Genomic DNA, 24596 nt, shown 5'->3' on the forward strand with positions numbered 1-24596 from the left:
GCGGCCCGCGAGATGGTCGAGGGCGGCCCGATCGACGTGCTCACCGGCGACTGGCTGGCCGAGCTGACCATGCTCATCCTGGCCGGGAACCGGCTCAAGGGCCGCCCCGGCTACGCTCCCACGTTCCTGCGCCAGCTGGAGGACGTGCTCGGCACCTGCCTGGAGCGCGGCATCAAGATCGTGTCCAACGCGGGCGGGCTCGACCCGGCGGGCTGCGCGGAGGCCGTGCGCGAGCTCGCCGCCCGGCTGGGCCTGTCCGCCAGGGTCGCGCACGTGGCCGGCGACGACCTCGTGGGCCGCGACCTGGACCTGGTCAACGCCGACACCGGCGAGCGGCTCGCGGCCGCCCCGCTCACGGCCAACGCCTATCTCGGCGGCCGGCCCATCGCCGCCGCCCTGTCGGCCGGAGCGGACGTGGTGGTGACCGGCCGCGTCACGGACGCGGCCCTGGTGACGGGGCCCGGCATCTGGCGGTACGGGTGGGGGCCGGACGACCTCGACCCGCTCGCGGGCTCGGTGGTCGCCGGCCACGTCATCGAGTGCGGCTGCCAGGCGACGGGCGGCAACTACGCGTTCTTCCAGGACGTGCCGGACCTGGCGCACTGCGGCTTCCCGATCGCCGAGCTGCACGCCGACGGCTCGTGCGTGATCACCAAGCACCCCGGCACGGGCGGGCTGGTCTCGGTCGGCACGGTAACGGCGCAGCTGCTGTACGAGATCGCGGGCCCGCGCTACCCAGGACCTGACGTGGTGGCCCGGTTCGACACGATCCGCCTGGAGCCCGACGGCCCCGACCGGGTCCGCGTCACCGGCGTCCGCGGCGAGCCGCCGCCCGGCACGCTCAAGGTCGCGGTCAACTACCCGGCCGGCTACCGCAACACGATGACCCTCGTGCTCACCGGGCTGGACGTCGAGGACAAGGCCCGGGTCGCGGAGGAGGCGATCTGGGCGCGGATCCCGAAGGACTCCTTCGACCAGGTGGACGTCACGCTCACCGGTCACGGCCTGCTCAGGATCACGGTCATGGACGCCGACCGGCGGAAGGCGGGCCGGGCGTTCTCCTCGGCCGTGGTGGAGACCGGGCTTGCCGGCTATCCCGGCTTCCACGGGCTCACCCCGCCGGGCGACGCCTCGCCGTACGGGGTGTACTGGCCGGTCCTGGTGCCGGCGTCGGAGGTCCGCCCGGAGGTGTACCTGGACGGCGAGCCCGTCCCCGTGGACTACCCCGGCCCGCCGGCGGAGCCCGGCGGCGCGGTGGACTCCGGCGTGGTGGTGGAGTCCGGCTCCGTCGTGGAGGGCGGCACGCCGGTCGTGGACGGGGCGACGGTGCGGATGCCGCTGGGGCGGATCGCCGGGGCGCGCTCCGGCGACAAGGGCGGCAACGCGAACCTGGGCGTGTGGACCACCACGCCCGAGCGCTACGCCTGGCTGGCCGCGCACCTCACCACCGAGCGCCTGAAGGAGCTGCTGCCCGAGCTGGCCCCGTACCGTGTCGACCGCCACCCGCTGCCCAACCTGCACGCGCTGAACTTCGTCGTCCACGGCCTGCTCGGCCGCGGCGTGGCCGCGAGTCCCCGGATGGATCCGCAGGCCAAGGCGCTCGGCGAGGAACTGCGCGCCCGGCCGGTGGACGTGCCGGAACGCCTCGTACAAACGGTTTGAGGGTGTATGTCCTCGTACGCGAGGATGACCGGCATGCTCATCCGCCGGCTGACCCTCGACGACCTGGACGCCTGCTGCGGGCTGGCCGAGGACCGCGAGTGGCCCCCGGAGCGGCACAAGTGGACGCTGCTGTTCGAGGTCGGCGAGGTGTACGGGATCGACGCGCCCGACGGTGACGGCCTGGCCGCCACCACCGTCCTGACCCGCTACGGCGACGACCAGGCGGTCGTCAGCATGGTGCTCACCGCGTCCCGGTACGCCCGCAGGGGGATGGCGCGCGGGCTGATGGAGCACGTGCTGGCGGGGGCGGGCGACCGCGTCGTGACGCTGCACGCCACCGAGTACGGCAGGCCCCTGTACGAGAGCCTCGGCTTCCGCACGGTGGGCCGGGTGGCCAAGCGCACCGGCGTCTTCCGGGGCGGGCGCTCGGGCCGCACCCGCGTCGCCACGGGGGCGGACCTCGACGGCATCCTGGCACTGGACGCGGAGGTGTTCGGCACGGACCGGTCGGCGCTGCTGCGCCGCATGCCCGGGTTCGGGGAGCGGGTGCGGGTGGCGGAGGGCGGGTTCGGCCACTGCTGGCGCAACGATGACAGCGTGGTGATCGGCCCGGTGGTGGCCCGGGACGAGGAGACGGCCCGCGCGCTCATCGCCGACCTGGCCCTGGACGCGGGCGGCGAGGTGCGGCTGGACCTCGACCTGGCGCAGGAGAGCCTGACGCGGTGGGCGGGCGAGCACGGGATCGGCGACCCGTGGGAGGTGTCGCTGATGGCGCGCGGCGGCCGGCCGCCCGGTGACCGGTCCCGGCAGTTCCTGCCCTTCATGCAGGCCCTCGGGTGACCCGGCGACGTTAGGATGAAGCCTCTAGAACGCGATTCGGGGTTGGATTCGGGGTTGGAAAGGCGGCCATGACCTCCACCCACATCGACGTCGGCACCGTCGACCTCGACGAGCTCGGCGCCTGGATGGACGAGCGGGGCCTGCCCGCGGGCCCGATCACGGGAGTCGCGCCGGTCGCCGGCGGCACCCAGAACGTGATGGTCCGCTTCGAACGCGGCGGCGTCCCGTACATCCTGCGCAGGCCGCCGCAGCACGCCCGCGCCAAGAGCAACGAGGTGCTGCGGCGCGAGGCCCGCGTGCTGGCGGCGCTGCGCGACACGCCGGTCGCGGCGCCCCGGCTGGTGGCCGCGCAGACCGCGCGGGAGCCGGTGTTCTACCTGATGGAGCCGGTCGACGGGTTCAACGCCACGACCGGGCTGCCGGAGCCGCACGCGAGCGACCCGGCCATCCGCCACCGGATGGGGCTGGAGGCGGCCTCGGCGCTGGCCGAGCTGGGCCGGGTGGACCCGGAGCTGCTGCCGGGCTTCGGCAGGCCGGAGGGGTTCCTGGAGCGCCAGGTGCCGCGATGGCTGCGCGAGCTCGACTCCTACGGCGAGCTCGACGGCTATCCGGGGCCGGACATCCCCGGCCTGGAGGAGACCGCGCGGTGGCTGGAGGACAACCGGCCCGCCACGTTCCGGCCGGGGATCATGCACGGCGACTACCACCTGGCCAACCTGATGTTCGCCCACGACGGTCCGCGCGTGGCCGCCATCGTCGACTGGGAGATGTGCACGATCGGCGATCCGCTGATCGACCTCGGCTGGCTGGTGGCGATGTGGCCGATGGGCAGCGCGCACGTCCCCGGCCTGGCCTCGCCGCGCGAGATCGTCGACTGCTACGCGGCGCTGTCCGACCGCGACCTGTCCGCCGTCGACTGGTACGCGGTCATGGCGTGCTTCAAGCTCGGCATCGTGCTCGAAGGCACGCATGCGAGGGCGTTCGCCGGCAAAGCCCCCAAAGACCTCGGGGACGCGCTGCATGCCGCGACCCTGGACCTCTTCGCCCGTGCGGGACACATCATCCACAATTCACTCGATTAGCGCCCATAGCCTCCAAAAGCTGATTTTCCCGAAAAACGATCACAAGCCAGCCATTGAGCCGTACAATTGCGCGCAATTGCTGACGTAGTTCGGGGAAGGATCGTCATGCGGATGCGGTTCCTGGGGTCCACGTCGGAGGCCGGCGCCTGCCCCACCCTGTACGAGACGGACCGCGGCACGATCGTCGTCCAAGGCCTTCGGGTCACGGACGCCCAGGCCCTCGCCGACCTGCGCGACGTGCTCGACGGCGAGACCGCGGTCGAGGTGCCCCGGGAGCTCCTCACCGAAATCGCCGCCCGGGTCCTGCCCGAAATCGCGGCGGCCACCGCGCGGGCACGACCCGCGACCGGCTGATCACAATTGCGCGAAGAGGTCTGGCCTGATCCACGATTACGGGTCTAGCCTCTTGCGATGTGACCTCCTTTCAGCAGGCGCGCATCGACCTCGGCGTCCAGCTCCGGCACCTGCGCGAGTCGGCGCACCTGTCCGGCAAGGAGCTCGCCGAGCGGCTGCGCTGGCAGCCGTCCAAGGTCTCCCGCCTGGAGAACGCGCGGCAGACGGCGACGGAGGACGACGTGGTGGTCTGGGCCCAGGCCGTCTCGGCGCCTCCGGAGACCACCGACGAGCTGATCACCCAGGCCATCGCGCTGGTGGAGCGGCACGACGGCTGGAAGCAGCGCCACCGCAGCGGCCTGGCCGCGATCCAGGAGGACCTGCGCGACCTGGAGGCCCGCACCAAGCTGTTCCGCGCCTTCGAGCCGGGCATCCTGATCGGCCTGCTGCAGACGGCCGAGTACGCGCGCAACGTGTTCGGCAAGGTCAAGCGCCTCTACAGCGCCCCCGACCAGATCGACGCGGCGGTGCGGGTGCGCATGCAGCGCCAGGAGATCCTCTACGACCGCACGCGCACGTTCCGCTTCGTCGTCCTGGAGGCGGCGCTGCACACCCGGCTGGCGCCGGTCGACGTCATGCGCGGCCAGCTCGACCGGCTGCTGGCGGTCAGCACGCTGCCGAACGTCGAGTTCGGCGTCATCCCGTTCACCCAGGAGCTGCCCGCCAACCCGGTCCACGGCTTCTGGATCTTCAACGAGGCCATGGTCGCCGTGGGCACGCTGACGAAGGACCTGGTCCTGCGCGACCCCGACGACATCGCCTTCTACACCAGGGCCTTCGACGACTTTGCGAAAGCCGCACAATTCGGCGAACCGGGACGTGACATCATCATCAAGGTTCTTGACCAGTATCGCAAACATTCGCCACATTAACCCGGCGCAATTGCTTGCTCTCCGCCCAAGATCGTGCAATTCTTTGCCCGAGACGTTGCGGAGGTGACGCATGATGCATGATTCCGCGCTATGCCTCGAGCAATTCGCCTGGCATGCGGGTCGCCACGCCGACCTTTCCGTCCAGGGCGTGTCGCTCGCCAGTGATCCTGCCTATGTGTCGGTGCGCAACCGCTTCTCCCGCACGCTCGCAGAGAGCGTCACGTGCTCCGAGGACGGCAGCTTCGTCACCTCGTGGGGCTACCGCCTCGGCACCGCCGACGACGTGGAGGCCGCCGCCGCCCGCCTCGCCTACCTGCTGGCCGCGCTGCCCGCCTGAGCTCACTCCCGCGGCGCGTGCGAGCCCGGCAGGGTCATGGTCGCGGCCACGCCGCCGCCCTCGGCGTTGCGCAGCCGGATCCGCCCTCCGGCCTCCGCGACGGCCTGGGCGACGATGGCCAGCCCCAGTCCGGAGCCCGGTAGCGACCGCGCCGAGGGCGAGCGCCAGAACCTCTCGAACACGTGCGGCAGCTCCTCCTCCGCGATGCCGGGACCGTGGTCCCGTACCGTCAGGACCCCCTCCCGCAGGGTGACCTCCACCTCGTTGCCGGGGCTGAACTTGGCGGCGTTGTCGATGAGGTTGAGCACCGCCCTCTCCAGCGACGCGGCCTCGCCGACCACGTACCACGGCTCCAGGCCGGCGACGACCTCGGCGCCGCGCAGCCGCGCCCGCTCCACCGCGGAGGTGACCACGTCCTGGAAGGCGAGCTCGGTGTGCGGCTCGTGGTCGGTGTCGCCGCGGGCGAGCTGCAGCAGGTCGCCGACGAGCGTGGTCAGCTCGGCGAACTGCGCCTTGACGTTGATCAGCAGCCGCTCCTTGGCGGCGGGGTCGAGGCTGCGGCCTGTCTGCTCGCTGCGCAGCAGCAGGTCGATGTTGGTGCGCAGGGTGGTGAGCGGGGTGCGCAGCTCGTGGCCGGCGTCAGCGACGAGCTGCCGCTGCCGGTCGCGGGAGCCGGCCAGCGCGGCCGTCATGGCGTTGAACGAGGCGCTCAGCCGGGCGATCTCGTCGCTGCCGTCGACCGGGATGCGGGTGTCGAGGTCCTCGGTCTGCGCGATGTGCTCGACGGCCTTGGTCAGGCGGCCGACCGGGCGCAGCGCGGCGCGGGAGACGAGCAGCCCCGCCGAGGCGGCGACCAGCACGCCGAGCGCCGCCACGCCGGCCAGCAGGGCCGTCACCCTGCGCAAGGTGTCGTTGATCTCCTCGACCGGGCGGGCGACGACGAAGGCGGCGTTCTCGTCCACGTTCCTGACGTAGACCCGCAGCGGGGTCCCGTCGTCGGCGTGGCCGTCGTAGAACTCCCACCCGCCGTAGCGGCCGGCCGCGATCCGCTTCTCGCACGGGGTGACCTTGACGGCGGTGTTGCCCATGACGCACCGCTCCCCGCTGGGGAAGACGATCTGCATCGGCTCGGCGAACGCCGGATGCCCGTCCAGCGTGGCCGCCGGCTGGGGCGAGCACGCGCGCACCGCCGCCTGCATCGCCTTCACCGGCACGTCGATGTCCCGCAGCGACTGGTTGAGCTGCCAGGACAGCTCCCGGCGCACGAAGTACCAGCAGCCGACGGCGGAGACCGCCACCGCGATCGCCACCGCCGCGGCGACCAGGAGCGTGAGCCGCGAGCGCAGGCTGTGCTTCCTCATGGGGAGACCCTGAGCACGTAGCCGACGCCGCGCACGGTCTGGATGACGCGCGGCTCGCCGCCCGCCTCGGTCTTGCGCCGCAGGTACATCACGTACACGTCGAGCGAGTTGGAGGTGGGCTCGAAGTCGAACCCCCACACCTCGGCCAGGATCTGCTCGCGGGTCAGCACCTGGCGCGGGTGGGTCAGGAACAACTCCATCAGCAGGTACTCGGTCCTGGTCAGGTCCAGCCGCCGCGCGCCCCTGACGACCTCGCGGGTCACCGGGTCCATCCGCAGGTCGCCGAAGGACAGCGTGCCGCCGGGCGCGTTCGCGCCGCCGAGCGCGCCGCGCCGGAGCAGCGCGCGCACCCGGGCCAGCAGCTCGTCCAGCTCGAACGGCTTGACCAGGTAGTCGTCGGCGCCCGCGTCCAGCCCGGACACCCGGTCGCCGACGGCGTCGCGAGCGGTGAGCATGAGCACGGGCACGTGATTGCCCGCGGCCCGCAGCCTGCGGCAGGCGGTCAGCCCGTCGAGCCGCGGCATCATGACGTCGAGCAGCACGGCGTCGTACGCCTGACGGGCCAGCTCCGCCAGGGCCGCCAGCCCGTCGTCGGCGGTGGTCACCTTGTAGCCCTCGAACTCCAGGCTGGACTGCAGCGCCTCGCGCAGCGCGGGCTCGTCGTCCACCACCAGCAACCGCGCACCGTCGCTCATGCCCACCACGCTAGGGCACCATTCTGAGAACCCGATGAAGGCAGGTCAGCGCCCCAGCACCGCCATCGCCGCGTTGTGGCCGGGGATGCCGCTCACCCCGCCGCCGCGCCGGGCGCCGGCCCCGCACAGCAGGACGCGCTCGTGCTCCGTCTCCACGCCCCAGCCGCCTTCGTCCCCGTACGGCCAGCTCAGGTCGCGGTGGAAGATGTGGCCGCCGGGCAGCCCGGCCTCCCGTTCCAGGTCGACGGGCGACTTGGCCTCGACGCACGGGGTGCCGTCGGGGGCGCGCAGCAGGCAGTCCTCGATCGGCTCGGCCAGCACCGCGTCGACGGAGGCGAGGGTGGCGCGCAGCGCCCGTTCGCGGGCGCCGTCCGGGTCGAGCCGGAACAGGCGGGCGGGCATGTGCAGGCCGAACAGCGTCATCGTCTCGGCCCTGCCGCGCAGCTCGGGGCCGAGGATGGACGGGTCGGTGAGCGAGTGGCAGTAGACCTCGGCGGGCGGCAGGTCCGGGATGTCACCCCTGGCCGCCTGCGCGTGCGCGCGGGCGAGCTGGTCGCGGCTCTCGTTGATGTGGAACGTCCCGCTGAAGGCCGCCTTAGGGTCCACGTCCGCGTCCTTCAGCCTGGGCAGCCGGGACAGCACCATGTTGACCTTGAGCTGGGCGCCCTCCGGGACGCGGGGGGTGCGGCCGAGGACCCGGTCGAGCACCGCGGGCGGCAGGTTGACCAGCACGTGCCCGCCGGTGACCGTGTGCTCGCCGTCGTCCGTACGGAACGTCACCTCGCCGGACGGCGCGATGCCGACGATCTCGGCGCCGGTCCTGATCTCCGCGCCGGCCGCGCGGGCGGCCGTCTCCAGCGCGCCGGAGACGGCGCCCATGCCGCCCACCGGCACGTTCCACTCACCGGTGCCGTCGCCTATCACGTGATAGAGGAAGCAGCGGTTGGCCAGCAGGTCGGTGGCCGGGTCGGCGAACGTGCCGATCAGCGCGTCGGTGAGGACCACGCCGCGCACGACGTCGTCGGCGAACCGCTCGTCCACCACCTCGCCGATGGGCCGGGCGAACAGGTCGCGCCACGCCTCGGCACCGACCAGCTTCTCCACCTCCGCCACCGGCCGCAGCGGCTCCAGCAGCGTGGGCGCCAGCGCCCGCGCCGCCGACGCGGTCATGCCGTAGAACGCCTCCCACGCCGCGTGGTCGGCCTCGCCGCCGGTGACGGCCCGGAACGCGGCCCTGGTGCGGCCCGCGTCCTCGCCGTCGACGAGCAGCCCCGTGTCGCCGACCGGCGTGTAGGAGGAGTAACGGCGGCGGCGCAGCTCCAGCTTCAGCCCCAGATCCTTGACGATCTTCGTCGGGAGCAGGCTGACCAGGTAGGAGTAGCGCGACAGCCGCACGTCCACGCCGGGAAACGGCCGCGCGGAGATCGCCAGCCCGCCCGTGTGATCCTGTCGCTCGAGCACCAGCACCCGCCGCCCGGCCCGCGCCAGGTACGCGGCGGCGACCAGCCCGTTGTGCCCGCCACCGGCGATTACCACGTCGAAAGTCCCCATTCACCGCACTCTATGACCTCCACTCGCAGGTCCGCCATCGGCCTTCCCCTGATCCGGGACCGCTCGAAGGCGCCTCGCGGCGGCCGTCAGGCGGAGTGGGCGGCGATCGCCAGGAGGGTCGCCGCGGACCCGGTCGGCGGGCGGCCGCGCCGCCAGACGGCCCGCAGGGTGCGCGCCAGGTCGAGCCCGTAGAGCGGCACCTCCACCAGGCGCCCGGTGGTCAGCTCCGCCTCCACCGCGTACGCGCTGAGCACCGCCGGCGCCACCCCGGCCTGCGCCGCGCCCTTGACCGCCGCGTTGGACCCCAGCTCCAGCCTGGGGCTCGCCCGGTGCAGCGCGCTGAACACCACGTCCAGCGTCTCCCGCGTGCCCGACCCGGGCTCGCGCACCACCAGCGGGGTGGCCGCCAGCTCAGGGCCTCTCAGGAGCGTACGGCGGCGCGCCCACGGATGGCCGGGCGCCACCACGACCACCAGCCGGTCCGCGCCCACCACCCGCCCGGCCAGCCCGTCGGGCACGGCGGGCCCTTCCACGAACCCGAGCTCCACCTCCCCTGCCAGCACCCGGTCGGCGACGCCCGCGGAGTTCGTCACGTCCAGCCCGGCCTGCACGTCCGGCTGCCTGGCCTGCAGCTCGCCCAGCCAGCGCGGCAACAGGTACTCGGCCACGGTCATGCTCGCCGCCACCCTGAGCCGTCCCGACCCGCCGCGCCGGACGGCCTCGGCGGCCCGCACGAGCTCATGGGCGGCGCCGACCACCTGCGCCGCCCACCCGGCCACGATCTTCCCCTCGCGGGTGAGCGCCGACCCGCGCGGGCTCCGCTCCAGCAGGGGCAGGCCGAGCCGGCGTTCCAGCCGGGCGATGCGCTTGCTGGCCGACGGCTGCGCCATCCCGGCCGCCCTGGCCGCCTGCCCGAGACTGCCCAGCTCGCCCACGTCGACCAGCAGCCGCAACGAGACGAGATCGGGCAGTTCACTCATAGCCACAGGGTATGGGCTGCCATCCGAGGTGCGGCTACCGGCGCCCCCGGCCCCGGCGAAGACTGGATCACATGGACTCCCCCACCCCGTCCCCCCTGCTCGCCGCGCTGCCCGGGGTGCTCGTTTCCGCCGCCGCGCTGGCCGTGGCGCTGGCGGTGCACGCGGCGGTCCCGGCCGTCAGCGCGGCCGTGGTCGCGGTGGTGCTGGGAGCGGCGCTGGCCGGCTTCGGCGGTGCGGGCGGGCGGCTGGCGCCGGGGCTGCGGTTCGTGTCCAGACCGGTGCTGCGGGCCGCGGTGGTGCTGCTCGGGCTGCAGGTCTCCGTCCCCCAGGTCCTGGAGCTGGGCTGGCAGACGGTGACGATCGTGGTGGTGACCACCGGGGTGACCTTCGCGCTGACGCTCGTGGCGGGCCGCCGGCTCGGCGTCCCGCCGGGCGCCTCGCTGCTGGTGGCGACCGGGGTGTCCATCTGCGGGGCGGCGGCGGTCGCGGCCATGCACGACAGCGCGGGCACGGAGGACGACGAGGCCGCCGCCGCGCTGGCGGTCGTGGTGCTGTACGGCACGGGCGCCCTGCTCGCCGTTCCCCTGGCCGCCTCCTGGCTCGGCCTCTCTCCCCTTCAGCTCGCCGTCTGGACGGGGGCGTCGGTCCACGAGGTGGCCCAGGTGGCGGCCATCGGCGCCGCCACGGGAGTGCTGACGACTGCCGTGGCGGTCAAGCTGGGCCGGGTCGTCCTGCTGGCGCCCCTGGTCGCCCTCGTCGCGAACGCCCGCCGCCCTGTCGCCGCGCGCCCCCGGGCCGCGGCCGCCGCCGGGCCCGCGCTCGCGCCGGCCCCGGCGGCCCCGGCGGCGCGGGTGGCGCGGGTGGCGCGACCCGCTGGGGTGCGGCCGGCCGGGGTGCCGCTGTTCGTGTGCGGGTTCGTCGCCATGGCCGGTCTGCGGGCCACGGGAGTGGTGCCGGACGCGGTGACCGACGCCGCCGGGCAGGCGGCGAACATCCTGCTGGCGGCCGCGATGTTCGGCCTCGGCGCGGGCGTCGACCTGCGGAGGCTCCTGCGCGGAGGGCGGGCGGTGCTGCTCGGCGGGGTCGCCACGGGCCTGGTCGCGGGCGTGTCGCTGGCGGGCGTGCTGCTGCTCCTGTGAGGCCGGGTGGACGCCGGGGCGGTCCGCCCGTACTCTGCTCGGTTCGGAACAAATTTCACGAGCGACCCCGTTCCGCATATGCGTCACTACAGCACTCAAGGAGCACGAAACCCATATGCGCCGCACCGCCGACTCCCTGCTCCAGCCGTCCGACGAGGTCGCCGAGGCCCTGGCCTCCGGCGCGCCGGTCGTCGCGCTGGAGTCCACGATCATCTCGCACGGCCTGCCGCAGCCCCGCAACCTCCAGGTCGCCCGGGAGCTGGAGGAGATCGTACGGAGTGAGGGCGCGGTGCCCGCCACCATCGCGGTACTCGACGGCGTGGCCAGGATCGGCCTGAGCGAACCGGAGCTGGAGCGCGTCGCGACCGAGCCCGGGCTGCGCAAGCTGAGCCAGCGCGACCTCCCGCCGGCGGCGGCGCTCAAGACGAGCGGCGCCACGACCGTGGCGGCGACGTCGTTCCTGGCGGCGCGCGCGGGCATCCGCGTGTTCGCGACCGGCGGCCTGGGCGGCGTGCACCGGGGCTGGACCGACGACCAGGACGAGTCCGCCGATCTGGACACGCTGGCCAGGACCCGCATCACCGTGGTGTGCGCCGGCGTGAAGTCGATCCTCGACGTGCCCGCCACCCTGCAGCGGCTGGAGACGCGCGGCGTGACCGTGGCCGGCTACCGGACCGACGACTTCCCCGGCTTCTACCTGCATTCCTCCGGCCGTCCCGTCGAGTGGCGGATCGAGACGCCGGAGGAGGCCGCCGCCGTCATGCGCGGCCAGGACGCGTTCGGCGGGCAGGAGAGCGCCCTGATCGTCGCCAACCCGGTCCCCGAGAACCAGCAGCTCGACCCGGAGCTGCACGACCGGGTGCTCGCCGAGGCCCTGGCCGCCGCCGAGCGAGACGGCGTCACCGGGCAGGCCATCACCCCGTTCCTGCTCGGCTACCTGGTGCGCGCCACCGGCGGCGCGTCCCTGGAGGCCAACCTCGCCGCCGTGCGCGGCAACACCGCGCTCGCCGCGCGCATCGCGCTGGCCTGGTCACGGTCGTGAGCCGCAGGGGCCTGCTGGTCATCGGCGACGTGGTCACCGACGTGGTGGCCATGCACGGCGCATCGGTCATGCCGGGCCCTGGGGCCCCCTCCGACATCTCCGCCGAGATCGTGCTGCGCCCCGGCGGCTCCGGCGCGAACACCGCGGCGTGGGCCGCCCACCTGGGCGCCGCCGCCAGCCTCCTGGCCCGCTGCGGGTACGACAGCAGCGAATGGCACATCGCCGAGCTGACCAAGACCGGGGTACGCCCGCACGTCCGCGTCGACCGCGACAACCCGACGGCCGTGGTCATCTCGATGGTCGACAGCACCGGCGAGCGCTCCATGCTGACGAACCGGGGCGCCGGCGAGCTGATCTCCCCGCTCGACTGGGAGGACGCGCTCCTCGACGGGGTGGGGCACCTGCACGTGTCCGGTTACACGTTGTTCAGCGAGCCGGGGATGGCCCTGGCCCGGCTCGCCATGACCAGGGCGACGAGCGCCGGGATCTCGATCAGCGTGGACCCGGCCTCCACGGGCCCGCTGGCGGAGTTCGGCGTGACGCGGTTCCTCGGCGAGACGGCGCTCGCCGGGCTCGTCTTCCCCAACCGTGACGAAGCTCTCCTTCTCACCGGCGCAGCCACGCCCGAGCGGGCCGCCGGGATGCTCAGCGAGCGGTACGGGACGGCCGTCGTGAAGCTCGGGGCCCAGGGCGGTCTCGTGGCGGTTCGCGGGCAGGTCGTGGCGAGGGCCCGCGCGGTGCCCGCGGAGGTCGTGGACTCGACGGGCGCGGGCGACGCGTTCGCCGCGGGCTACCTCGCGGCCGCCCTGTCCGGGGCCGACGAGACAGAGGCTTTGGAGTCAGGTTGCCGTGCGGGTGCCGAGTGTGTGGCCCTCGTTGGGGGTCGTCCACGGTACGGTTTGGACATGAAGCGTCTTTACCCTATTCACACCGATTGATAGCTTGCCGCGTAGTGCACCATCAGTCACATGCGTAACGCGGTCACTGGGGAGGATAAGGTCCGCCGATGGATGTCGAGTCATCGATCTGCCTGAGCGACCTGGTCCCTGCCCTGCGCTGGAGCCGGCCACAGCATGTCGCGGAGGCGCTGTCCGACCCTCGGCTCCCGTCCGCGTGGTGGTCGTCGACGGCGCTGCCGCGGGCTCTCGCCGTGACCGGGCTCGACTGGATGTGCGAGCGGCTCGCGCTGCTGGCCTCCTCGCGCTGGGACCACCTGCCGCTGGGCGACGTGCTGCCGGCGCTGGCGGTGCACCCGATGGACCCGACGCTGCCGGGCTGCCCCGAGCCCGCCAGGACGGCGATCATGGGCCTCGGCGGCTGGCACCGGCTGCGCCGCCTGTCGCCGGCCGACCTGAAGACGCCGGGGTCCTCCCCCGAGACGGTGATGGGGCCGGTGTTCCGTGAGGTGCTCGGCCGGCTGACGGCCCGGCCCGGCGCGACGGCCGGTCATCCCGAGGTCACCCGGCCGGTGCAGCGCGGCGCCTCCGGCACCGGGCCGTTCCCCGCGGTGGCCGAGAGCGGGAACGGCTCGTTCACGCCGCCCGCCCGCCAGGGCACCGGGTCCTTCCCCGCCGTCCCCGCCGTCCCTGGGGTCCCTGGCGTCCCCGCCGTCCCCGGCGTCCCCGGCGACGACCGGCACGGCACGGGGTCGTTCCCGCGCGTCGGCGACGGCCCGCGTCCCGGAGGCGACACCCGGCGCCCGGCGGCCTCCCTTCCTCCCGACGACCGGCGCGCCCCGGGCTCCCTGCCCGCCGAGACGGGACGGCCCCAGGGTCCGTTCCCGGGCGAGCCCGGGCGCTCCACGGGCTCCTTCCCCGCCGTCGGCGACGGCGGGCGCTCCACCGGTTCCTTCCCGGCCGTGGGCGGCGGACAGAACCCGCTGCCGCAGCGGCCCGCCGCGCCGGCCGACCCCGCCGGCGGTCCCCACACCGGATCCCTGCCCGCCTATCCCGGCGGGCCCGCGCAGGGCGCCCAGCGCGCCCCCGCGCCGTCCGACACCGACCACGCGATGGTCCGGGTGGTCGACAACCTGTTCCGCGGCCTGAACAAGCTGGAGCTGGCCGTGGCCGTGCACCGCCTGTTCGCCGAGGACCCGGTCAGCCTGCGTACGCTCGCGCACAAGATGCTCGTCGAACGCGACGTCCTCTCCCAGGCGCAGCGCACCGCCGAGGAGCGGGTGCTCACCTGGCTGCGCTCCTCGGAGTCGGCCCCGATCACCGGGCACATGTTCCGGCTCACCGAATGGCTGGGCGCCGCGGCGACCGAGGAGCAGCTGATCGGCGCCGACCCGGCCCACCCGGTGATCGTCCCGTCGCTGCACACGCCGCTGTGGCGGGTGCTAGTCACCCTGATGCCGGACCGCCGACTGCAGGACGGCTGGCTGGTCGTCGGCGACATCCAGGGCCTGCAGGCCCGTACCCGCCGGCTGCTGGCCTCGGCGCGGCCTGACGCCGACGTGGTGGAGCTGATGGGAGAGCTGGGCATCCGCGCCCACTCGGCCAAGGCGTGGCTGGAGGCGCTGCCGCCCGAGCCGGTCCACGACCCGGTGGTCGCCTCCGAGGCCCCGCCGCAGCCGCTGCCGCGCCGCACTCCCGGCGCCAACGGGCACCACCACCGGGGCGGCCAGCCGATCCCGTCGGCCTCGGCGGGCTCGATCGACCCGTCGGCGGCGCTCGCCACGCTGTCGGCGCTCTCCAACGGCCGCTCCCCCGTGCTCCAGGGGCACCACCTGGCCGGCGCCCCGGCCACTCCCCCGCCGCCGCTGCCGGGCCCGTCGTCGGACCCGCGCCGCTGGCAGCGCATCGAGGTCAAGCCGGAGCACCTGCGCGGCGGCCCGGTGCCGGTGCCGCAGAACTACGCGACCCAGCTCGGCATGCGCCCCGGCACCCTGCTGTCGGTGACCGGCCCGGGCGACAACGCGATCGTGCTGGTGTGGCAGGGGCAGCAGCCGGTGTTCGACTCGCTCCAGCCGGTGCTGATGCGGCTGAACGCCCGGCCCGGCGACCAGGTGTACGTGACGGTCGACGGCTATCGGCTGGAGGCCCAGCTCACCGGCTGAGTCGCCCGTTCAGGCGTCGAACAGGCGCAGGGCGTGCGCCTGGGCCGCGGCCTCGCCCCGGGAGGCGACGCCGAGCTTGGCCAGGATGTTGGACACGTGCACGCTGACCGTCTTGACCGCGATGAACAGCTCGGCGGCGATCTCGCGGTTGCTCAGCCCCCGGGTGACGTGGCGGAGCACCTCCAGCTCGCGGGCGGTCAGGCCGAACGGCGTACCGCCGCGCGCGGGGTCGCCGCCGACGGCGACCCCGGCCCGCCGCGCCAGCGCGTCGATCCGTTCCAGCAGCGGTCGCGCGTCCAGCCGCCGTGCCAGCTCGGCCGCCGTGGCCAGCCGCGCCGCCGCCCGCTCGCGCTCGCCGCACGCCAGCGCCGCGTGCGCGGCCCCCTCGCAGACCCTGGCTCGCGCGTACGGATTGCCCAGCGCGGCCCAGGCGGCGACCGCCGCGTCCCACTCCTTGAGCCGGGCCGCCGGATCGTCGCCCGGCCCCGCCAGGGCGGCGACGGTGAGCCGCTGGGCCCGCTGCAGGTCGCCGTCGGCGGGCAGCCGCTCGGCGAGCGCGCGGACCTCGGGCGACACCGGGCCGCCCAGCTCGGCCAGGGACGCCAGCAGAGCCCACGAGTACCGCGGCTCGGCCGCCAGGTCGTGCGAGCCCAGCAGGCGCAGACCGGCCTCGCGCGCCTCGTCCACCAGGCCGCGGGCCAGCAGGAGCTCCACCTCGCGGCGGCCGTGGGGAAACAGGGTCTGCTCGCGGAACGAGCCGCGCGTCACGATGCGCCGGATGGAGGCGAGCAGGTCCGCCGCCCGGTCGAGCTCGCCCCGGGCCAGGGCGATGTCGGTGGCGAACCCGAGGAGCCCGGTCTGGTACGGCGGCGGCGGCGCCAGCTCCACGGCGTGTTCGATCACCTCCAGGGCGTCGTCCCAGCGGCCCAGCGAGACCAGCGGCTCGGCCAGGTTGATCGTCAGGAACGCGCCGGACGTGCGGGCCAGCCCGTGCCGCTCGGCCAGCGCGATGCCGTCGCGGGCGACCTGGGCCGCCTCCTCGTGGCGGCCGGCGCCCTCCAGGCTGTCGGACTCGGAGATGGCGGCGCGCATCAGCGCGGTGTAGGCGTCCGCGCGGGTCGCCAGCCGCCGCGCCTCGGCGTAGCCGCCGCGATGCCGGTCGAGCTCGGCGAAGCGCAGGCACCGGGTCCAGGTCAGGGTGATCAGGGCCTGCGCCTGGACGGTGTCGTCGCCGGTCGCTCGGCCGATCTCGATGGCCTGTTCGGCGGTGGCGAGGCGTTCGGCGATCTCGCGGCCCGGCCGGTGGAGCATGCGGGCCAGCGACTCCAGCACCTGGCCGCGCAGCCTGCTCGGCGGCTCGGCGGGCACCAGGGCGGCCGCCTCGCGCAGGTCGTCGACGTGGCCGGGGCGGCTCAGGTCGTAGCGGATGAGCCCGCGCAGCCGCAGCACGCGGGCGGCCGCCACCGGTTCGGCGGCGCGGTCGATCTCCTCGATCGCGGCCGTGGCGAGGGCGGCGCCGCGGTCGTACTCGCCCGCCAGGTGGGCGACGATCGCGGTCTGGCGCAGCAGCTCGGCGTGGCCGCGGCCGACGCGCTCCGCCGCGTCGGGCACGTGGTCCCACAGTTCCAGCACCCGCAGCAGCATGCGCAGCTGGCTGTCGTAGGCGGCGGAGCGGCGGGCCGCGGCGGCGGCCTGCCAGGCGCTGGTCAGCGCCCAGGTGGTGTCGCGGGCGGCGTGCCAGTGGTGGGCCAGCTCGATCGCCCCGCGTGGCGCGGGCAGGACCGACAGGTCACGCTCCAGCGCCTCGGCGAACCGGGTGTGCAGCCGGGTGTGCTCGCCGGGCAGCAGGTCGTCGTGGAGCGCCTCGCGGATCAGCGCGTGGCGGAAGGCGTACCCCTCGCCGTCGACGGCGAGCACGTTGCCGGCCACGGCGGGACGCAGGGTGGCGGCCAGCGTCGCCTCGTCGGACCCGGTGACGGCGGCCAGCAGGGCGTGCTCGATCCGCTGGCCTCCGGCGCTGGCCATGCGGAGCAGCTCCTGCGTCTCGGCGGGCAGCCGTTCCACGCTCGCCAGCAGCAGGTCGCGCAGCGACTCCGGGAGCACGCCGCCGGACGCGCCCTCGCTCACCAGCGCCTCCACGAACAGCGGGTTGCCCTCGCTGCGGGCGTAGACCAGGTCGACGTCGGCGTGGGACGGCTCGCGGGCGAGGATGCCCGCGGCCTGGGCGGCGACCTCGCGGCGGCTGAGGCGGCCCAGCTCCACCCGGGTCACCCACGGCACCCTGGCCAGTTCGGCGAGGAGCGGGCGGAGCGGATGGGCGCGGTGGAGCTCGTCGGAACGGTAGGTGACGACGATCATCAGCCTGCCGGTGTCGCGCTGGTAGCGGATCAGGAAGGCGAGCAGGTCGCGGGTGGAGCGGTCGGCCCAGTGCGCGTCCTCCACGACCAGGATGACCGGCCGGTCCTCGGCCAGCCGCTCCAGCAGGCCGAGGATCTGCTCGAACAACCGCGCCCTGGCCTCCGTGCCGTCGCGGTCGGGCTCGCCGAACTCGGGCAGCAGTCGTGCCAGTCCCCGGGTCGTGCCGCCGGGCACCAGCTCCGCGACCCGGTCGCGGCCGAACTCGCGCACCAGGCCGCGCAGCACGGCGGTGAAGGGCGCGAACGGCAGACCCTCGGTGCCGAGCTCCAGGCAGCCGCCGGCCAGGACCAGCGCCTCGCCCGCCCGGTCCGTGAACTCCCCGATGAGGCGGGTCTTGCCCACCCCCGCCTCACCGCCGACCAGCACCGTGGCCCCCACGCCGGCGCCCGCCTCGGCCAGGGCGCCATCGAGCAGGGCGAGTTCGCCGGCACGGCCGACGAACAGAGGGCTCACTTGATGGATCGTCACGGGATCAAGGATGCCATCACGGCATAAGAGACTTAACGAAGCACTTTCCGGTAGAAAGTCGCAGAAGCCTCGTAGCCGAGCGCGTGGTAGAACTCCGGGGCGCGCCGGGTGGCCATCGCCACGTAGCGGGCGCCGCGGTCGCGCGCCCACTTCTCGAACTCCATGAGCAGGCCGCGGCCGACGCCCTGCCGCCGCGACCCCGTCTGGACCATGGCCTCCTCCACCCAGGCGACGGGCCCGTTGGCGAAGAGCGTCAGATGGACGTATCCGAGCAGGTAGCCGAGCACCCGCCCGTCGACGACCGCGGCGAGCAGCAGGGTGTCTCCGTCCTCCAGCAGCTGCGGCAGCGCGGTGTCGAACGCCTCGCGCTCGGGCCGGAAGGTGAGGCCGAACTCACGGGCCAGCGCGAACACCTCGTCCGCGTCGGACTTCTCGACCTTCCTGATGAGAAGATCGTCAATGGTCATGACGTCTGCCACTAGATCGTGCCCCGTTCCCGAGTCCAATCACCATGAGTCGCGGATCGGCCCAGACCCGGTTGCCGGCAGCGGCGACAGGGCATGCGGCACAAAAACGACATTCATACCATACACGAAGGAAGCCCTGCGACCCATTCAGCGGAACGCCGACGCGCCGAGGCGGCGAGGATTCACCCTCCGGTACGCCTGAGCAACCGCGATGTGTGAATTATCTGGATTTCCAGACGGACAGGACGCCCTTCCTCTCCACCAGGGAAGGAGCATCGAATCTCGACGCAGAAGAAAGGCACTGATGCCACAAGGATCGGCTTTTCACTGCGGCGAGAAAATCGCTAATCATAATGCGGGGAAACGAGCCTCAATGCCGATGAATTCGACACTCTGACGGCATTCGAGTGGCGCTGCGGAAAGCCCCGGTCACCCGCGTGCACGGATGACCGGGGGCGGCCGACCTCGGCGGCGGTCCAGGACGCCGCCCGGCCTCCGTCCGCCGGCGAACGCGCCGCGTCCCTCCGGAAGGCCCGAAGCCGGATGACGGATCCGTCATTTCCTTTACAGATCACCCAGTCCGAGCTGGCGGGCGATGAGCATGCGCTGCACCTCGGACGTGCCCTCACCGATTTCCAGGATCTTCGCGTCACGATAGAAACGGCCGACCGGAAACTCGTTCATGAATCCGTACCCGCCGAAGATCTGCGTCGCGTCGCGCGCGTTGTCCATGGCCGCGTTGGACGACACGAGCTTGGCGATCGCCGCCTCCTTCTTGAACGGCACGCCCGCGTGCAGCTTCTCGGCCGCGTGGTAGTAGGCCAGGCGGGCGGTGTGGGCGCGCGCCTCCATGTCGGCGATCTTGAACTGGATGGCCTGGTAGTGGCCGATCGGATGGCCGAAGGCGCGACGCTCGCGCACGTACCTCAGGCACTCGTCCACGCAGCCCTGCGCCAGGCCGACGCTGAGTGCGGCGATCGCGATCCGGCCCTCGTCCAGGGTCTGCAGGAACTGGGCGTAACCGCGGCCGCGCGGGCCGATCAGGTTCTCCGCGGGCACCCGGCAGTCGGCGAACGACAGCTCGCGGGTGTCGGAGGCGTTCCAGCCGACCTTGGAGTACTTCTTGGACACGGTGAAGCCCGGCGTGCCGGCCGGGACGAGGATGGTGGAGATCTCCCGCTCGCCGGTCAGCGCGGCCACGCCGACGAACCCGGTGAGGTCGGTGCCGGAGTTCGTGATGAACGCCTTGGTCCCGTTGATCACCCACTCGTCGCCGTCGAGCACGGCGGTGGTGCGCATGCCGCCGGGCACGTCCGAGCCGCCGCCCGGCTCGGTCAGGCCGAAAGCGCCGAGCATCTCGCCCGCGGCCAGTTTCGGCAGCCAGCGCTCGCGCTGCTCCTCGGTGCCGAAGCGGAGGATGGGCATCGCGCCCAGCGACACCCCCGCCTCCAGGGTGATCGACACGCTGGAGTCGACCCTGGCCAGCTCCTCCAGCGCCAGGCAGAGGGCGAAGTAGTCGCCGCCCATGCCGCCGTACTGCTCCGGGATGGGCAGGCCGAACAGGCCCATCGCGCCCATCTGGCGGACGATGTCGTACGGGAACTCCTCGCGCTCGTAGTAGTCGCCGATGACGGGGGCGACCACGTCGCGGGCGAACGCCTCGACGGTCTTGCGCAGTTCTTCGTGTTCGGGTGTCAGCATGGATCAGCCTTTCGCGAGGGCCTGGACGACGCGGGAGGGGCTGGGCCGGCCCAGCCGGGCGGCCAGCCAGGTGCTGGTGGCCACGAGCTTGTCCAGGTCGAGGCCGGTCTCGATGCCGAGCCCGCGCAGCATCCAGACGAGGTCCTCGGTGGCCAGGTTGCCGGTGGCGGACTCGGCGTACGGGCAGCCGCCGATCCCGCCGGTGGAGGCGTCCACGGTGGTGACGCCCGCCCGGAGCGCGGCCAGCGTGTTGCCCAGCGCCTGCCCGTAGGTGTCGTGGAAGTGGACGGCGAGCCGGTCCGGCGAGGAGAACGCCTCGATGAGGGCGGTGACGTGGCCGGGCGTGCCGACGCCGATGGTGTCGCCCAGCGACAGCTCGTAGCAGCCCAGCCCGAGCAGGCGCTCGCCGACCGCGACCACCTGGGAGACGGGTGTGGGGCCCTCCCAGGGGTCGCCGAAGCACATCGACACGTACGCGCGCACCCGGACGCCGTGCTCGCGGGCGCGGGAGACGACCGGCTCGAACATGTCGAACTGGCTCTCCAGGCTCCGGTTGAGGTTCTTGGCGGCGAACGTCTCGGTGGCGCTGGCGAAGACGGCGATCTCCTCGACGCCGCGCTCCAGCGCCCGGTCCAGGCCGCGCTCGTTCGGCACCAGCACCGGGTAGCGGACGCCGGGCCTGCGGTGCAGCCGGTCCAGCAGCCGTTCGGCGTCCGCGAGCTGGGGCACCCACTTCGGGTGCACGAAGCTGGTCGCCTCGATCACGGTGTGCCCGGCGTCGGCGAGCCGGTCGATGAACTCGGCCTTCACCTCGACGGGCACGATCGCCGCCTCGTTCTGCAGCCCGTCGCGGGGGCCGACCTCGTAGACGGTGACCTGCCTGGGCAGGTCCGGCATCGGGTACGTCCTGGGCATCACGCCTCCTCCACCACGGCCAGCACGGCGTCCATGTCGACGGACCGGCCGGCCTGCGCGGGCAGTTGGGCGACGCGGCCGTCGCGGGGCGCGGTGACGGTGTGCTCCATCTTCATCGCCTCCACGATCACCAGCGCCTGGCCCTCCTTGACCTGGTCGCCGACCTGGGCCTTGACGACCAGGACGGTGCCGGGCATCGGGCTCCTGACCACTCCGTCACCACTGCCCGCGGCGCCGGGCCGGTCACCGGGGTCGCCGATGAGGTGGCGGGTGACGGGCCAGGCGTGCCCGTCACGGCCGAGCCAGAGCGTCTCGCCGTCCTTGGCGCTGACGTAGTGCGTGGTGCGGCCGTCCAGGGTGACGGCGACGCCGCCCGCCGCCGGTCCGTCCGCGACGTTCCCGTACGGGCGCAGGAGGGCCGGGACGGGCGGCCCGTCCTCCACTCTGACCTCGGCGCCCGTACGCGGCAGGCCGCGCACGTGCACGGCGTGGACGCCGTCGCGGGTCTCCAGCCGCCACGTGGTCCAGGCCCGCTCCCCGACCCGCCAGCCGTCCATGACCTCCCAGGGGTCGCGGCCCGCCGGACGGTCGTGGAAGACGAGCGCGGCCGCGGCCAGCGCGTCGCCGGGCACTCCGCGTTCCGGGCCCGTGACGGCGGGATCAGCGGGATCGGCGGCGGGCAGGAGGTCCGGCAGGACGCGCTCGACCAGCCCGGTGTCCAGCTCCCCGGCGCGGACCGCCTCGTCGCGGAGCAGCGCGCGCAGGAACGGCACGTTCGTGGTGACGCCGAGCACGACGGTCTCGCCGAGCGCGCGGTCCAGCGCCCGCAGCGCGCCCGCCCGGTCCGGCGCCCAGGCCACGACCTTGGACAGCATCGGGTCGAACTCGCTGCCGACCACGGCGCCCTCCAGCAGCCCTGAGTCGACGCGTACCCCCGGGCCGGCGGGCTCGCGCAGGGCGAGGACGCGGCCGCCGGTGGGCAGGAAGCCGCGCGCCGGGTCCTCGGCGTAGACGCGCGCCTCGACCGCGTGGCCGTCGAGGCGGACGTCGTCCTGGGTGAACGGGAGAGGCTCGCCCGCCGCCACCCGCAGCTGCAGCTCCACCAGGTCCAGGCCGGTGACCAGCTCGGTGACGGGGTGTTCGACCTGGAGCCGGGTGTTCATCTCCATGAAGTGGTAGTCGCCCGTGGCGCCGTCGACGATGAACTCGACGGTGCCGGCGCCGACGTAGCCGACCGCGCGGGCGGCCTCCACGGCGGCGGCGCCCATGCGGGCCCTGGTCCCGGCGTCGACGAAGGGCGACGGGGCCTCCTCGACGATCTTCTGGTGCCTGCGCTGCAGGCTGCACTCGCGTTCGCCGAGGTGGACGACCTGGCCGTGGCCGTCGGCGAGGACCTGGATCTCGATGTGGCGGGGACGCTCGACGTAGCGTTCGATCAGCAGGGTGCCGTCGCCGAAGGCGGCCGTGGCCGTGCGCCGGGCCGACTCCAGGGCGTCCGGCAGCTCGGCCGCCGACCTGACCAGCACCATGCCCTTGCCGCCGCCGCCCGCCGACGGCTTGATCAGGGCGGGGAAGCCGGACCAGGTCTCCAGCGCGTCGCCGGGCTCGGCCGCGCCCGGCACCACGGGCACGCCGGCCGCCGACACGGTGCTCTTGGCGCGGATCTTGTCGCCCATCGCCTCGATCGCCTCCGGCGGCGGGCCGACGAACACCAGCCCGGCTTCGGCGCAGCGGCGGGCGAAGGCGGCGTTCTCGGCCAGGAAGCCGTAGCCGGGGTGGACGGCGGCCGCGCCGGAAAGCCGGGCAACCTCCACAATCGCCTCAATATCTAGATATTTCGGGATCTGGTGGGCCTCGTCGGCCTCGATCACGTGGCGGGCGCCCGCGTCGGCGGCCGTATGCACGGCGACCGCGCCGATGCCGAGCGCGCGCAGGGTGCGGATGACCCGGACGGCGATCTCGCCCCGGTTGGCGACCAGCACCCGGCCGAACAGGGAAGCAGTCATGATCACATCCGGAAGACGCCGTAGCCGACGGGTTCGAGCGGGGCGTTGGCCGCCGCGGACAGGGCCAGGCCGAGCACGGTGCGGGTGTCGACGGGATCGATCACGCCGTCGTCCCACAGCCTGGCGGTGGAGTAGTACGGGTTGCCCTGGTGCTCGTACTGGGCCCGGATCGCCTCGGGGTCGGCCCCGCCCGCAGAGGAGCCCACCGTGGTGAGCACGTTCGCCGCCTGCTCGCCGCCCATGACCGAGATGCGGGCGTTCGGCCACATCCACAGGAAGCGCGGCCCGTACGCCCGCCCGGCCATCGCGTAGTTGCCCGCCCCGAACGAGCCGCCGATGACCACCGTGAACTTCGGCACCCGGGCGCACGACACGGCCGTGACCATCTTGGCGCCGTGCTTGGCGATGCCGCCCGCCTCGTACGCCTTGCCGACCATGAACCCGCTGATGTTCTGCAGGAACAGCAGCGGGATGCGCCGCTGGTCGCACAGCTCGATGAAGTGCGCGCCCTTGAGCGCGGACTCGGCGAACAGGATGCCGTTGTTGGCCAGGATGCCCACCGGGTGGCCGTGGACATGGGCGAACCCGGTGACCAGCGTGTGACCGTACTCGGCCTTGAACTCCAGGAACCGCGACCCGTCCGCCAGCCGGGCGATCACCTCGCGCACCTCGTACGGCTGCCGCGTGTCGGCGGGGACGATCCCGTACAGGTCGCGCGGGTCGTGGGCGGGCGGCTCCGGCTCGGTCACCGGCCACGGGCGGGGGGCGCGCGGCGCGAGCGTGGAGACGATGTCGCGGACGATGGCCAGCGCGTGCGCGTCGTCCTCGGCGAGGTGGTCGGTGACGCCGCTGACGCGGGCGTGCAGGTCGCCGCCGCCGAGCTCCTCGGCCGTGACCTCCTCGCCGGTGGCCGCCTTCACCAGCGGCGGGCCGCCGAGGAAGATCGTGCCCTGGTTGCGTACGATGACGGCCTCGTCGCTCATGGCCGGCACGTACGCGCCGCCCGCGGTGCAGGAGCCGAGCACGGCGGCGATCTGCGGGATGCCGCGCGCGGACATCGTGGCCTGGTTGTAGAAGATGCGGCCGAAGTGCTCGCGGTCCGGGAACACCTCGTCCTGCCTGGGCAGGAACGCGCCGCCGGAGTCCACGAGGTAGACGCACGGCAGGTGGTTGTGCAGCGCCACCTCCTGCGCGCGCAGGTGCTTCTTGACGGTCATCGGATAGTAGGTGCCGCCCTTGACCGTGGCGTCGTTGGCCACGACGACGCACTCGCGCCCGGAGATCCGCCCGACGCCGGTGATGATGCCGGCGGCCGGCGCCTGGTCGTCGTAGAGACCGTTCGCGGCCAGCGGCGACAGCTCCAGGAACCGGGAGCCCGGGTCGAGCAGGCCGTCGACGCGCTCGCGGGGCAGCAGCTTGCCGCGCTCGACGTGGCGGACGCGCGCCCGCTCGGGCCCGCCGAGCGCGGCGGTGGCCAGGCGGTCGCGCAGCTCGGCGGCGAGCCGCTCGTTGAGCTCCGCGTTGCCCTTGTACGCCTCACTCCCGGGGTCGGCGGCCGACGTGAGTACCGGCCAGTCGCTCATGTCTCCCCTCTCGTCATGGCCGTGAT

The 24596-nt window shown here is 73.7% G+C and carries 20 protein-coding genes; 10 read left to right on the plus strand and 10 right to left on the minus strand.

Annotated elements, in window-relative coordinates:
* The first annotated feature begins 12 nt into the window (after positions 1-12).
* The 6 genes from ACQEUU_RS26365 to ACQEUU_RS26390 all read left to right on the plus strand — a co-directional run bounded on the left by ACQEUU_RS26365 (position 13) and on the right by ACQEUU_RS26390 (position 5186).
* Positions 13-1662 carry an acyclic terpene utilization AtuA family protein gene (locus ACQEUU_RS26365; protein WP_433071992.1) on the plus strand — a complete coding sequence of 550 codons (1650 nt, stop codon included), beginning with the start codon at positions 13-15 and terminating at the stop codon, positions 1660-1662.
* Positions 1663-1668: 6 nt separating this feature from the next.
* Complete coding sequence (locus ACQEUU_RS26370) at positions 1669-2502, plus strand: GNAT family N-acetyltransferase (RefSeq protein WP_433070739.1); 834 nt, start codon at positions 1669-1671, stop codon at positions 2500-2502.
* 68 nt (positions 2503-2570) lie between these two features.
* Complete coding sequence (locus ACQEUU_RS26375; RefSeq protein ID WP_433070742.1) at positions 2571-3584, plus strand: phosphotransferase family protein; 1014 nt, start codon at positions 2571-2573, stop codon at positions 3582-3584.
* A 105-nt stretch (positions 3585-3689) separates the two neighbouring features.
* A complete protein-coding gene (locus ACQEUU_RS26380) occupies positions 3690-3938 on the plus strand; it encodes a hypothetical protein (protein ID WP_433070744.1) in 249 nt (82 codons plus the stop codon).
* A 59-nt stretch (positions 3939-3997) separates the two neighbouring features.
* Positions 3998-4849 (plus strand): helix-turn-helix domain-containing protein, encoded by an 852-nt coding sequence (locus ACQEUU_RS26385; RefSeq protein WP_433070747.1) that lies wholly within the window; start codon positions 3998-4000, stop codon positions 4847-4849.
* 175 nt (positions 4850-5024) lie between these two features.
* Positions 5025-5186 (plus strand): hypothetical protein, encoded by a 162-nt coding sequence (locus ACQEUU_RS26390; protein WP_433070750.1) that lies wholly within the window; start codon positions 5025-5027, stop codon positions 5184-5186.
* Between the two features lie 2 nt (positions 5187-5188).
* On the opposite strand, the gene ACQEUU_RS26395 is transcribed toward ACQEUU_RS26390, so the two are convergent.
* From ACQEUU_RS26395 to ACQEUU_RS26410, 4 genes are all read right to left on the minus strand, one after another.
* Positions 5189-6547, minus strand: a complete 1359-nt coding sequence (locus ACQEUU_RS26395) for a sensor histidine kinase (protein WP_433070753.1) — start codon at positions 6545-6547, stop codon at positions 5189-5191.
* Entirely contained in the window at positions 6544-7242 is a 699-nt protein-coding gene (locus ACQEUU_RS26400; RefSeq protein WP_433070755.1) for a response regulator transcription factor, read from the minus strand. The genes ACQEUU_RS26395 and ACQEUU_RS26400 overlap by 4 nt, the downstream gene beginning before the upstream one ends.
* A 45-nt stretch (positions 7243-7287) precedes the next feature.
* A complete protein-coding gene (locus ACQEUU_RS26405) occupies positions 7288-8793 on the minus strand; it encodes a phytoene desaturase family protein (protein ID WP_433070758.1) in 1506 nt (501 codons plus the stop codon).
* 86 nt (positions 8794-8879) lie between these two features.
* Positions 8880-9773: a LysR family transcriptional regulator gene (locus tag ACQEUU_RS26410; protein WP_433070761.1), complete on the minus strand. Its 894-nt coding sequence runs from the start codon at positions 9771-9773 to the stop codon at positions 8880-8882.
* A 71-nt stretch (positions 9774-9844) separates the two neighbouring features.
* Between ACQEUU_RS26410 and ACQEUU_RS26415 the strand changes: the two genes are divergently transcribed.
* From ACQEUU_RS26415 to ACQEUU_RS26430, 4 genes are all read left to right on the plus strand, one after another.
* Positions 9845-10912, plus strand: coding sequence for a YeiH family protein (locus ACQEUU_RS26415; RefSeq protein WP_433070764.1), 1068 nt, complete (start codon positions 9845-9847; stop codon positions 10910-10912).
* A 115-nt stretch (positions 10913-11027) separates the two neighbouring features.
* Positions 11028-11954, plus strand: a complete 927-nt coding sequence (locus ACQEUU_RS26420) for a pseudouridine-5'-phosphate glycosidase (RefSeq protein ID WP_433070766.1) — start codon at positions 11028-11030, stop codon at positions 11952-11954.
* Entirely contained in the window at positions 11951-12892 is a 942-nt protein-coding gene (locus ACQEUU_RS26425; protein ID WP_433070769.1) for a carbohydrate kinase family protein, read from the plus strand. The genes ACQEUU_RS26420 and ACQEUU_RS26425 overlap by 4 nt, the downstream gene beginning before the upstream one ends.
* 68 nt (positions 12893-12960) lie before the next feature.
* The gene (locus ACQEUU_RS26430; RefSeq protein ID WP_433070772.1) at positions 12961-15012 is read left to right on the plus strand and encodes a hypothetical protein; all 2052 of its coding nucleotides are present in this window, start codon (positions 12961-12963) and stop codon (positions 15010-15012) included.
* Positions 15013-15021: 9 nt separating this feature from the next.
* On the opposite strand, the gene ACQEUU_RS26435 is transcribed toward ACQEUU_RS26430, so the two are convergent.
* The 6 genes from ACQEUU_RS26435 to ACQEUU_RS26460 form a co-directional block, all read right to left on the minus strand.
* Positions 15022-17898, minus strand: coding sequence for a helix-turn-helix transcriptional regulator (locus tag ACQEUU_RS26435; protein WP_433070775.1), 2877 nt, complete (start codon positions 17896-17898; stop codon positions 15022-15024).
* Positions 17899-17930: 32 nt separating this feature from the next.
* Entirely contained in the window at positions 17931-18365 is a 435-nt protein-coding gene (locus ACQEUU_RS26440; RefSeq protein ID WP_433070778.1) for a GNAT family N-acetyltransferase, read from the minus strand.
* 564 nt (positions 18366-18929) lie between these two features.
* Positions 18930-20066, minus strand: coding sequence for an acyl-CoA dehydrogenase family protein (locus tag ACQEUU_RS26445; protein WP_433070781.1), 1137 nt, complete (start codon positions 20064-20066; stop codon positions 18930-18932).
* 3 nt (positions 20067-20069) lie between these two features.
* On the minus strand, positions 20070-20981 hold the full coding sequence (locus tag ACQEUU_RS26450; RefSeq protein ID WP_433070784.1) for a hydroxymethylglutaryl-CoA lyase: 912 nt from the start codon (positions 20979-20981) through the stop codon (positions 20070-20072).
* Positions 20981-22987, minus strand: coding sequence for a biotin carboxylase N-terminal domain-containing protein (locus ACQEUU_RS26455; protein ID WP_433070787.1), 2007 nt, complete (start codon positions 22985-22987; stop codon positions 20981-20983). Before ACQEUU_RS26455 ends, ACQEUU_RS26450 begins: the two co-directional genes overlap by 1 nt.
* 2 nt (positions 22988-22989) lie before the next feature.
* The gene (locus ACQEUU_RS26460) at positions 22990-24570 is read right to left on the minus strand and encodes a carboxyl transferase domain-containing protein (protein WP_433070789.1); all 1581 of its coding nucleotides are present in this window, start codon (positions 24568-24570) and stop codon (positions 22990-22992) included.
* Positions 24571-24596: the final 26 nt, after the last annotated feature.

It is taken from the genome of Nonomuraea sp. CA-218870, from assembly GCF_050936535.1.
Classification (GTDB): domain Bacteria; phylum Actinomycetota; class Actinomycetes; order Streptosporangiales; family Streptosporangiaceae; genus Nonomuraea; species Nonomuraea corallina.